The sequence below is a fragment of the Lapillicoccus sp. genome (assembly GCF_046595215.1).
Taxonomy (GTDB): Bacteria; Actinomycetota; Actinomycetes; order Actinomycetales; family Dermatophilaceae; genus Lapillicoccus.
The window spans coordinates 1-11,248 of the sequence record NZ_JBKJPP010000095.1 but is presented as its reverse complement, the minus strand read 5'-3'; the positions used below and the strand labels follow the sequence as shown (position 1 = coordinate 11,248).

Below are 11,248 nucleotides of genomic sequence, written 5' to 3'. Positions count from 1 at the left end.
GCAGGAGGTGCTCATGGAAGATCCCGGGAGCGACGGCCGAGGCGACCAGCCACGTCGTCAGGGCCCCCGCCAACAGGACCAGGGACTGAGCGGCCACCAGGCGGGTGGCCAACCCTGGGGACGGTCGTCGCTGACCGGATGCGCCGTCCCTGCCCGGTTTCACTGGCCGGTCCCCATCCGATAGCCGACTCCCCGCACGGTGCGGACGAACTTCGAGCTGGAGGCCTCGTCGTTGAGCTTGCGCCGCAGGTGGCCGATGTGGACGTCGACGAGGTGCTCGTCGCCCACCCAGGTCGGTCCCCACACGTGGTCGATGAGCTGGCGACGGCTGAACGCCAGCTTGGGCCGCTCCGACAGGGCGGCGAGCAGGTCGAACTCGGTCCGCGTCAGGAAGACCGGCTCGCCCGCCAACCACACGTCGCGACCCAGAGGGTCGACCGACAACGAGCCGAAGCTCCGCAGCACCGGTCCGTCGTCCTCACCGGTCCCCAAGGGTCGAGGGCGCCGAAGCATGGCCCGCACCCTGGCCACCAGCTCGCGGGGACTGAACGGCTTGGTCATGTAGTCGTCGGCGCCCACAGACAGGCCGATGAGTTTGTCGACCTCGTCGTCGCGGGCGGTCAGCATGACGACGTAGGCGTCCGAGAAGGTTCTGAGCTGGCGGCACACCTCGAGCCCGTCGAGACCGGGCAGGCCCAGGTCGAGGACCACGACGTCGGGGTCGACGTCCCGGGCAAGACTCACCGCCGCGCCACCGTCGTGACAGAGATGGACCTCGAATCCCTCTCGCTCGAGATAGCTACCCAGGACCTCTGCCAGCGCAACCTCGTCCTCCACGACCAGGGCCCGGACACCGGACGCAGGCCTGGCCGTTGGCGTCTCGGCGGCCGGCGGCTTCGCCGTCGTGGTGTCATGCGTGGCGTCAGTGCGCTCACCGGGGATGTCTACCATCCCGTCATCGTCGCAGCACCCACCGCCGACGGTGACTCGCCGCACGTCCCCCTGGGGCTTCTTCAGCGAACCTTCACACAACCACTACCGGTCCCCCCGTGCTGGCCGCGCACACTCGAAGCACAAACCGAAACAACGCTCGAACCGAAAGAGGAGCTGATCTGCGATGTGGTGGAACAACGGAATGGGATGGGGCGGAATGGGCGCAGGTGGATGGGTGGTCATGACCGTCCTCATGCTGGCCTTCTGGGCCCTGGTCGTCTTCGGCGTGGTCGCCCTCTTCCGAGGCGGTCGGCCCACGGGTTCGGAGTCAGGAACGACGCACGGACCCAGCGCCGAGAAGGTCCTCGACGAGCGCTTTGCGCGCGGTGAGATCAACGCCGAGGAGTACAGCGCTCGCCGCACCGTCCTGCACTCCACGCACCGACGCTGACCGCGACTGACTCGAGAAGGAGAACGTCTTGACGAACATGACCCGCCGAACCCTGCTCATCGGATCCCTGGGCGCCGCCAGCGCGCTGACCGTGGGTGGTCTGGCGGCCTACGGCTGGTCCACCTCGGCGGTCGGCCCGGCGGTCGGCTCGGCGTCCGAGGCCGTCCGCACCGCCGAGGCCACCCGGCGCGCGACCGACCAGCGGGTGGTCACCGCCCGGCTCACCCCCCGGGTCTCGACCATCGACCTCGGCGGCCAAAGCGTGCAGACCTGGGCCTACGGTGAGAGCGTGCCCGGGCCGCTGCTGCGGGCCCGCGCCGGTGACCTCCTGCGGGTGAGCGTCGAGAACGCCCTCCCCGCAGAGACGAGCGTCCACTGGCACGGCATCGCCCTGCGCAACGACATGGACGGCGTGCCTGGCATCACTCAGTCACCGATCGGCGCCGGCGCCGCGTTCACCTACGAGTTCACCGCGCCCGACCCCGGCACCTACTTCTACCACCCTCACTCCGGAGTCCAGCTCGACCGTGGGCTGCACGGGGTCCTCGTCATCGACGACCCCCAGGAGCCCGGCGGCTACGACGACGAGTGGATCGTCGTCCTCGACGACTGGATCGACGGCACCGGCACCACCCCGGACGAGGTCCTCAAGAAGCTCCAGGCCAGCGGCGCGCAGAGCGGCGGCGGCATGGGCGGCATGGGCGGCATGGGCGGCATGGAGGCCTCGATGCAGTCACCCTTGCTGGGTGGGGCGGGCGATATCGTCTACCCGCACTACCTGGTCAACGGCCGGATCGCCGCCAACCCCGTCACCCTCAGCGGCAAGCCCGGCCAACGGGTGCGCGTCCGCTTCGTCAACGCCGGCTCCGACACCGCCTTCCGCGTCGCGCTGGGCGGGCACCAGATGACCATCACCCACTCCGACGGCTACCCGGTCCAGCCCGCCGTCACCGACGCCCTGATCATCGGCATGGGCGAGCGCTTCGACGTCATCGTCACCCTGGCCGACGGAGCATTCCCCCTGGTCGCCTCCGCCGAGGGCAAGAACGGCCAGGGCCTGGCCGTCGTCCGCACCAGCCCCGGCGCCGCCGCACCGGCGGCGGGATCCACGCCGGCCGAGCTGAACGGACGGGTCCTGCTCGGCACCGACCTCGTCGTCGGCGCCCCGGCCCGACTGCCGGACCGAGCCGTTGACACCACTCACGACCTCGTTCTGGGCGGGTCCATGGCCGGCTACCAGTGGACCCTCAACGGCAAGCGCTTTCCCGACACGGCGCCGCTGGAGGTCCGTCAGGGACAACGGGTCCGGCTGCGCTTCCAGAACCGGACCATGATGTTCCACCCCATGCACGTGCACGGCCACACCTTCGCCCTGACTGCCGGAGGGGCCCGCAAGGACACGGTGATCGTGCGACCGATGCAACAGGTCGAGGTCGACTTCCAGGCCGACAACCCGGGCCAGTGGGCCACCCACTGCCACAACATCTATCACGCCGAGGCCGGCATGATGACCACGATCTCCTACCGTGCGTGAGGTGTGGACATGAGCGCTTCCCCAACTCCCCCAACTCAATCCGCAACCGAACCAGCTGTTGAGCAAGCCGCCCCCGGCTCTCCCGCGCCGGTCGGCACCAGGACCAGGCTGGCTGCCGCGCGCGACACCGCCGGCGCGGTTCTTGGGGCCGTGTTGGGGCTGGTCCCGCACCTGCTGCACCACGTCACCCTGATCGCGGGGACGGCCCTGGTCACCGGGGCCGGCGGCAACGCCCTGTTCTTCGCGGTCGGCCTCCTCCTGTCGGTGCCGATGCTGCGGCGCCTGCACCGCAGGTTCGGGAGCTGGGTCGCGCCCACCATCGCTGTGGCGGTCTTTGCCGCCGTCTTCTCGCTGTCCGCATTCGTCGTCGGCCCCGCGATCAGTGGCGAGTCCACGACACCTTCGGCGCCGGCGACCCCGTCCCCCGGACATACGAGCGATGGCACTCAGCACCACTCCCCGTGAGCCTGTTCCACCGGCCCGGAGCGTGAACGACCCGTCACGACCCGGCAAAATCGGGCGATGACGAGGCATGCCTTCATCAGATCTTCACGGAACGCTGATCAATTCGACCGGGCGCGTGCACCATCGTCGTCAGTTCACCTCAGAGACATGCAACCCAGCTGGAAGGACCACCTGATGAACTCCCGCCTGAGCCGAGCAGCCGTACCCGCCCTCGCGGTCGCGACCGCCTTGACCCTGGCCGCCTGCGGCTCCTCCACGACCGCCTCGTCCAACAGCGGCGGCATGCCCGGCATGCCCGGCACGTCGGGCATGTCCAGCACCGCGTCAGGGGCGACCTCTGCGCCCCCGGCGGCCTCGGGCCCGCACAACCAGGCCGACGTCGACTTCGCCACCGCGATGATCCCGCACCACGGGCAGGCGGTGGACATGGCCGAGCTCGCCCTGACGAAGGCCACCAACCCCACCGTCAAGCAGCTGGCCACCGAGATCAAGGCCGCCCAGGACCCTGAGATCAAGACCATGTCCGGGTTCCTGGAGGGATGGGGCAAACCCGTCCCCGCCACGGCCATGGGGCAGGGCATGGGCGAGATGGGTTCGACCGCCGGCAGCTCGAACATGGCGGGCATGATGACCGATGAGCAGATGAGCCAGCTCAGCAGCGCCAGTGGCGCCGGCTTCGACCGGATGTGGGTGGGGATGATGCTCAAGCACCACCAAGGGGCCGTCGCCGAGGCCAGGACCGAGCTGAGCACCGGGAGCAGCTCCGACGCCAAGCAGCTGGCCCAGACGATCATCGACGGCCAGACGAAGGAGATCACCACGCTGACGGCGCTGCTGGCCACGCTCCCGAGCTGATCCGGCAGAGTGTTGCTGGCCGAGTGGGCACTTCGGCACCCGGGAATGTTACCTACCGGGGGTATGTTGACCTCAAGGACACAGGAGGTTCGATGACCACCACTGACGAACCCCGCACCACCGCGGTGCCCGGCTACATCGGCAGCAAGGACGCCCAGCTCAAGCGGCTGCGCCGCATCGAGGGCCAGATCCGTGGACTCCAGCGGATGGTGGAGGCCGAGACCTACTGCATCGACATCCTCACGCAGGTCTCTGCCGCCACCAAGGCCCTGGAGGCGGTCGCCCTGGGGTTGCTCGATGACCATCTCCGTCACTGCATGGCCCATGCCGCCCAGGACCCCTCCGTGGATCTGGATGCCAAGGTCGACGAGGCCTCGGCGGCCATCGCCCGGTTGGTCCGCTCCTGAGCGGCTGATTCGATCCCGAACAGCAGGACAACCCCGAACAGAAGGGCAACCCATGAACACCCAGACGTTCCCCGTGACCGGCATGACCTGCGGCCACTGCGTCGGCGCCGTGACCAGCGAGCTCGAGCAGATCCCGGGCGTCACCGGGGTGACGGTTGACCTCGTCGCCGGCGGCACCTCCTCAGTGAGCGTCGCGAGCGACGACCCCCTGAGCGAGCCAGACATCGTGGCCGCCCTCGACGAGGCCGGCGACTACCACCTTGCCGGCAACTGACGCAGCAGCCAGCACAGAGCCCGGCTTCCCCGGGCAAGGAAGGACGGAACTCATGATCGTGCAGGTGAACGGCTCGCAGCAGGCGAGCCGCGACGTGGAGCTGGTGATCGGGGGTATGACCTGCGCTTCGTGCGCGGCCCGCATCGAGAAGAAGCTCAACAGGATGCCCGGCGTCTCGGCAAGCGTCAACTACGCCACCGAGAAGGCCAAGGTCAGCTATTCCCCCGATATCGCCCCGGAGGACCTGGTCGCGACCGTGGAGGCCACCGGCTACACCGCCGCCCTTCCTGCACCGCCCGGCGTCGCCGTCCCCGGTCCGGGCAGCGGTGGGCACGAGCAGGACACCGAGGCCCACTCCTGGCGCCAACGGCTGGTCGTCTCCGGCGTCCTCACCCTTCCTGTGCTGCTCATGTCAATGGTCCCGGCACTGCAGTTCGACAACTGGCAGTGGCTCTCCCTCACCTTGGCCTCTCCTGTCGTGGTGTGGGGCGCCCTGCCCTTCCACCGGGCCGCCTGGACCAACCTGCGACACGCGGCCGCGACGATGGACACGTTGATCTCCGTCGGGGTCAGCGCGGCATACGTCTGGTCCCTGTGGGGCCTCTTCTTCACCACGGCCGGCATGACCGGGATGCGGATGCCGTTCGACCTGCTGCCCAGCCGGGCGGGAGGCGGCGAGGCGCACATCTACCTCGAGGTCGCCGCTGCGGTCACCACCTTCATTCTGGCCGGCCGCTACTTCGAGGCTCGCGCCAAGCGGAGCTCCGGCGCCGCGCTGCGTGCCTTGCTCGACCTGGGCGCCAAGGACGTCGCCGTCCTGCGTGACGGGCCATCCGGACAGGCCGAGGTCCGTATGCCGGTGGGCCAGCTCGCGGTCGGCGACCGGTTCGTCGTGCGTCCCGGCGAGAAGATCGCGACCGACGGCACCGTCACGACGGGCAACTCGGCCGTGGACGCGTCGATGCTCACCGGGGAGTCCGTCCCGGTGGAGGTCGGGCCGGGCGATGCGGTCGTGGGCGCCACCGTCAACGCCGGCGGGCGCCTCGTCGTCCAGGCCACCCGGGTCGGCTCCGACACCCAGCTCGCCCAGATGGCCAGGCTCGTCGAGGACGCGCAGAACGGCAAGGCCGAGGTCCAGCGCCTCGCTGACCGTGTCTCGGCCGTGTTCGTGCCCATCGTGATCGGCCTGGCGCTCGCCACTCTCGCGGGCTGGCTCCTCACCGGCCACTCCGCCACCGCCTCGTTCACGGCGGCGGTGGCGGTCCTCATCATTGCCTGTCCCTGCGCGCTGGGGTTGGCCACGCCCACCGCGCTCCTCGTGGGCACCGGCCGCGGCGCCCAGCTCGGCATCCTCATCAAGGGCCCCCAGATCCTTGAGTCGACCCGCCGCGTCGACACCGTCGTGCTGGACAAGACCGGCACCGTCACCACCGGACACATGGGCGTCACCGATGTCCACCCGGCCAACGGCCAGACCCTCGAGCAGGTCCTGGCCATCGCCGGCGCCCTCGAGGACGCCTCCGAGCACCCCATCGGGCGAGCGATCGCCCGACACGCCAACGACGTCGGCCTCGACCTGGCCCAGGCGGAGGGCTTCACCAGCCAGGGTGGCAACGGCGTCTCCGGCATCGTGGACGGGCACGCCGCCCTCGCGGGCCGCCGCTCGTGGCTGGCCACCGAGTGGTCGATGACCGCTCCGGAGGAACTGGCCCTGGTCGCCGACGACGCCGAGGCGCAGGGGCGCACGCCGGTCTGGGTGGCGTGGGACGGTCAAATCCGGGCGGTGGTCGTCGTCTCCGACACCATCAAGGAGACGTCCGCAAAGGCCATCGCCGAGCTCAGGGGACTCGGCCTGCGACCGGTGCTCCTCACCGGGGACAACACCCGCGCCGCCCGGTCCGTCGCCGCGCACGTCGGCATCGACCCCGCGGACGTCTTCGCGGAGGTCCTGCCCGCCGACAAGGTCGACGTCATCAAGCGCCTCCAGGACGAGGGCCGGATCGTGGCCATGGTCGGCGACGGGGTCAACGACGCCGCCGCCCTGGCGCAGGCCGATCTCGGCCTGGCCATGGGCACCGGCACCGACGTCGCCATCGAGGCCTCCGACCTGACCCTGGTCAGCGGCGACCTGCGGGCCGCCGCGGACGCCATCCGACTCGCCCGCGCCACCCTGGGAACCATCAAGGGCAACCTCTTCTGGGCCTTCGCCTACAACGTCGCCGCGCTCCCCCTCGCCGCCCTCGGCCTGCTGAACCCGCTGATCGCCGGGGCCGCCATGGCCTTCAGCTCCGTATTCGTCGTCAGCAACAGCCTGCGGCTGCGCACCTTCAAGCCCAACCGCTGACCGTGCAGGCTCCAGCCGGGCGGTCCCGGCACCACGTGGTCTGAGGAACGTGGTCCGAGGAGTTCACAGTTCACCCGCTGTTGGGGGTCCCGGGCGTCGGTGGTGCGCCAAGATGGGTGATGTGACGCCTCCTTCGAACGCCCCGTCCCGACGCACTGTCCTTCGCGGAGCCGCCGCCCTCGGTGCGGCCGCGGTGGTCGGCGCAGCACGCCCCTTCGACGAGGCGGTGGCCTCGGCGCCCGCCCATGGCGGCATCTTCGGCTATGGCGTGGCCAGCGGCGACCCGACCGGCGAGCGAGTGGTCATCTGGACCCGAGCCACCCCTCCGGCGCGTCGGGGTGAGCCGGTGGCCACGCCCGGCAGCGGCTTGGGACGGCCGCTGCTGGTGAGGTGGGTCGTCGCCACGGACCCGCGCTTCCGGGACGTCGTCCGACGCGGACGCGTGCGGACCGATCCCGGGAGCGACCACACCGTCAAGGTGGACGTCGACGAGCTGCACCCCTACACCCGCTACTGGTACCGCTTCGAGGCGCTGGGACAGTACAGTTCCCCCGGCCGCACCCAGACCGCGCCGGACGAGGAGGACGTCGTCCATGCCCTGCGGCTGGCGCTGGTCTCCTGCAGCAACTACACCGGTGGCTACTTCGGTGCCTACCGCAGCATCTCCGCCCGCGAGGACCTCGACCTGGTCCTGCACGTGGGCGACTACATCTACGAGTACGGCAACGGCGCGGACCGCTACGGACCGGCCGGGCTGGCGGGGGTGCGCGATGGCGTGCCGGCCACCGAGACGATCGACCTGCGCGGGTACCGTTTGCGGCACGCCCTGCACAAGGCTGACCCCGATCTGCAGGCCGCCCACGCCCAGCACCCGTGGATCACGATCTTCGACGACCACGAGGTCGCCAACAACGCGTGGGACACCGGCGCAGAGAACCACACCCCAGACGTGGAGGGCGACTTTGCCACCCGTCGTCGCCAGGCGTACGAGGCCTACCTCGAGTGGATGCCGTTCCGGATGCCCGAGCAGCGGGTGGTTCCCCACCAGGGCACCAGGTTCTTCAAACGCTTCACGTTCGGAGCCCTGGCCGACCTGTCCGTGGTGGAGACGAGGCAGAACCGCAGCAGGCAGATCGACGTCGCGGGGTTCACCCGGACCGGCGGGGGGTTCATCCCCTCGGGGGTGGCGTCAGTCGATGCGCAGCTGGCCGACCCCTCGCGCCATCTGCCCGAGCCCGAGCAGCTGACCTGGCTCAAGGACGGCGTCGCCGACGGTTCCCGGCCATGGCACCTCATCGGCAACCAGGTGGTCGTGACGCCAGTGCGTTTCCCCGGCGCTGCGCTGGGCATCCCGACTGTCCCCCTGCTGCTCAACTCCGACCAGTGGGACGGCTATCAGGCCGACCAGAACGACCTGATCGGCCACCTGCAGGCCCAACCACCCGCCGCCGGGGACGTCGTCGTCCTCACTGGCGACATCCACTCGTCGTGGGCCATGGACCTGCCCGCCGGTCGAGGCCCGGGCGGGACCTATGCGCCCGTCGGTGTGGAGCTCGTCTGCCCCTCGGTCACGAGCGACGGCTTCTACGAGGGTTTCTCGGCCGGTCTGAAGGGGCAGACACCCGAGGCCGTGGTCGCCGCCACCCGCGCTGCAACCGGCGCGATCCAGGCGACGAACCCCTGGATCCGATACCTCGATGGCGTCGGTCACGGCTACACCATCGTCGACGTCACGCCTGCGAGGGTCCACGCCGACTTCTACCTCACGCCGACGCCGACCTCGGCCCAGCCCGACCCCAGGCTCGTCCGCTCGAGCGAGCCCGCCTACGCCACGAGCTGGCAGACCCTGGCGGGCACCCGGCGGGTTGTGCCCGCGGGCTCCCGACTGGGCGCACGGGCCGACGAGCCGCGAGTCGGGCGCTCACACTGAGGTCTCGCCGCAGCTGACCCGGGTACTACGACCAAGGTCTACTTGCCCGGGGTTGGCACGAGCGGGAAACATCGGTCACGACAACTCGCCGTCACCCGCGGAGGTCCACGATGTCGATCCTCAAGCAACACGCACCGGTCACCGTGCCAGGGCACCAGTCGCGGCACAGCGCGTCGCGTGGGTCCGTCACCGACGTGGACCCACGGTGGCACGTCCTCGCCCGGACCCTGGTGTCGACCATGGGTGGTGGGTGGCGTGAGCACGACACCGCGGTCGAGATCGAGCTGCCGGCGTTCACGGGCGAGGAGCACCGCGCGGCGCTGATCGGCCTCGGGGTGTGCCTCTGGCACCTGGGACGCCCGATCGTCCTCGACGCCAGCCGGGTGCGCCCACCTCACCTCGAGCTCCTCGACGTGGTGACGACACTCCTTGCGGCCGGGCTCGCCGTCACCGTGCTCCACCCCGGCAATCCCCTCGAGCGATCGCTGTCACGGTGGGGCCTGCGCGGCGTCCTGCCAGTCTCCGAGAAGGTGTGACGTCGCCACCACGCCGACGCCAGGACTCCGACGGCGTGCCGGGCTCGCCATGGCATGCACCTGGGCCGGGTCACCGGCATACGAGCTCATCCACGGCACTGCCCGGACATCCCGGCAAGCGCTCGGTCGACACCTGCGGTAGTGGCCCGGCCGACGCAGGAGCCCGGCCCCGGCGGGAGCTACCTCACGGCTGAGTGGGCCCGGTGGGCTCGTCGTCCGGTGCCAGCGACGGACTGGTGTCGGGCGGGTGCTGACCGGCCCCTGCCGGCGCCTCGTCGACCGTGAGCAGCGGGATCTGACGTGACTGGCCAGGCACCACGAGGCTGAGGGCGCCTCCGTGGCGTGGCACCTCGAAGGCGATCGCGCCCTCGATCTGAGCGCCCGCACGCAGCTGCCCGGGAGGCAGCGACCCTCCGACCGGCGCGACGAGCGCGGGCTCGCCGGCGATGCTCAGCCGCAGCGCTCCCGGATCGTAGGTGCCCGAGGCCGATCCGGTGCTGAGCACGAGGCTCACGCGGATGATCGCCTTGTCGTCGGACACCAGGCCCTGGATGCCGTGGGCCATCCCCGAGAGATCCTGGTCGGACAGCCCCGAAACGGCCTCCGCGCGGGTGACCCGGTAGGAGACGACGTCGACGGTGAACGTTGCCGCCTCGGGCCGGGGCTGCGCCATCGCCACGACGCGCCAGCCGCCGAGCAGCGTGGCGAGCAGCATCAGGACGGCAACGAGAACCGTGCGGCCCGCGCGAAGGCGGATGGGCTTGGTGGGGTCCATGCCAGACATGGTGGCGATCGGAACTCCGGACAACCTTGGGGTTCTGGCACACGATCAGGAAGGTTGGCACGTGGACGATGGTCGTCATACCGACGCCCTGGACGCACCGGTCGGTTTGTGATGGTTTGGGGCCTATCTTGTCGTCATGATGACGAAGCCGCCCAGCGCACAACGAGTTTCGCGGTTCCGGTCCCGAGGCAGCCGTCGGTGCGTACGCTGCGTTCTGGAGAGGCTGTCGCGCTCATCCCCGGACGCCCGGCCGCAGGAATGCCTCAGGAGCCGCAGTGAGAGGAACCTTCCCAGCACGTGCACGGCGAGCGGTCGCGGTCCTGCTCATGGCCGGCGCCGCGCTGCTCGTCGCAGCACCGCCCGCGTCGGCCCACGCGCAGCTGGAGGGCAGCGACCCGATCCCCGGCGAAGTGCGCGCCGTGGCGCCGAAGGAGGTCACCCTGACCTTCAGCGAGCCGGTCGAACGTGCCGATGGCGCCATCCAGGTGCTTGACGACCACCTCCGCCTCGTGACCACCGGCCCGGTCACAGCGGTGGGGGGCGAGGGCAACCGGCTGTCGGTCTCCCTCCCCCCCAACCTGGCCACGGGCACCTACACTGTCAACTGGCAGGTCAGCGCGACGGACACCCACCCCGTGTCCGGGTCGTTCCGCTTCTCCATCGGCGCCCCGAGCACCGTGACCGCCGGTGCCACGGGAACCGGACGCAACGACCTCGCCGGAGCGCTGCTGGGGG

12 protein-coding genes are annotated in these 11,248 nt (G+C 70.4%); 10 read left to right on the top strand and 2 right to left on the bottom strand.

The window, feature by feature from the left end; translation table 11 throughout:
- Positions 1-159: 159 nt before the first annotated feature.
- Positions 160-951, bottom strand: a complete 792-nt coding sequence (locus ACLL9L_RS07770) for a response regulator (RefSeq protein ID WP_411284073.1) — start codon at positions 949-951, stop codon at positions 160-162.
- A gap of 223 nt (positions 952-1,174) precedes the next feature.
- Here ACLL9L_RS07770 and ACLL9L_RS07765 point away from each other — a divergent pair, with 223 nt between their 5' ends.
- From ACLL9L_RS07765 to ACLL9L_RS07725, 9 genes are all read left to right on the top strand, one after another.
- On the top strand, positions 1,175-1,384 hold the full coding sequence (locus tag ACLL9L_RS07765) for an SHOCT domain-containing protein (protein ID WP_411284072.1): 210 nt from the start codon (positions 1,175-1,177) through the stop codon (positions 1,382-1,384).
- 28 nt (positions 1,385-1,412) lie between these two features.
- Positions 1,413-2,918, top strand: a complete 1,506-nt coding sequence (locus tag ACLL9L_RS07760; RefSeq protein WP_411284071.1) for a multicopper oxidase family protein — start codon at positions 1,413-1,415, stop codon at positions 2,916-2,918.
- Positions 2,919-3,068: 150 nt separating this feature from the next.
- Positions 3,069-3,383: a hypothetical protein gene (locus ACLL9L_RS07755; RefSeq protein ID WP_411284070.1), complete on the top strand. Its 315-nt coding sequence runs from the start codon at positions 3,069-3,071 to the stop codon at positions 3,381-3,383.
- 174 nt (positions 3,384-3,557) lie between these two features.
- Positions 3,558-4,238 (top strand): DUF305 domain-containing protein, encoded by a 681-nt coding sequence (locus ACLL9L_RS07750; RefSeq protein ID WP_411284069.1) that lies wholly within the window; start codon positions 3,558-3,560, stop codon positions 4,236-4,238.
- A gap of 92 nt (positions 4,239-4,330) precedes the next feature.
- Positions 4,331-4,645, top strand: a complete 315-nt coding sequence (locus ACLL9L_RS07745; protein WP_411284068.1) for a metal-sensitive transcriptional regulator — start codon at positions 4,331-4,333, stop codon at positions 4,643-4,645.
- Between the two features lie 52 nt (positions 4,646-4,697).
- Positions 4,698-4,919 carry a heavy-metal-associated domain-containing protein gene (locus tag ACLL9L_RS07740; RefSeq protein WP_411284067.1) on the top strand — a complete coding sequence of 74 codons (222 nt, stop codon included), beginning with the start codon at positions 4,698-4,700 and terminating at the stop codon, positions 4,917-4,919.
- A 52-nt stretch (positions 4,920-4,971) separates the two neighbouring features.
- Positions 4,972-7,263, top strand: coding sequence for a heavy metal translocating P-type ATPase (locus ACLL9L_RS07735; protein ID WP_411284066.1), 2,292 nt, complete (start codon positions 4,972-4,974; stop codon positions 7,261-7,263).
- Positions 7,264-7,384: 121 nt separating this feature from the next.
- Complete coding sequence (locus tag ACLL9L_RS07730; RefSeq protein WP_411284065.1) at positions 7,385-9,193, top strand: alkaline phosphatase D family protein; 1,809 nt, start codon at positions 7,385-7,387, stop codon at positions 9,191-9,193.
- 110 nt (positions 9,194-9,303) lie between these two features.
- Positions 9,304-9,729, top strand: coding sequence for a hypothetical protein (locus tag ACLL9L_RS07725; RefSeq protein ID WP_411284064.1), 426 nt, complete (start codon positions 9,304-9,306; stop codon positions 9,727-9,729).
- Between the two features lie 184 nt (positions 9,730-9,913).
- Here the strand turns inward: ACLL9L_RS07725 and ACLL9L_RS07720 are convergent, their stop codons facing one another.
- A complete protein-coding gene (locus ACLL9L_RS07720) occupies positions 9,914-10,504 on the bottom strand; it encodes a hypothetical protein (RefSeq protein WP_411284063.1) in 591 nt (196 codons plus the stop codon).
- Between the two features lie 284 nt (positions 10,505-10,788).
- On the opposite strand from ACLL9L_RS07720, the gene ACLL9L_RS07715 reads away from it, so the two are divergent.
- Positions 10,789-11,248 (top strand): copper resistance protein CopC (locus ACLL9L_RS07715; protein WP_411284062.1); only part of this gene is annotated, 460 nt, incomplete at its 3' end.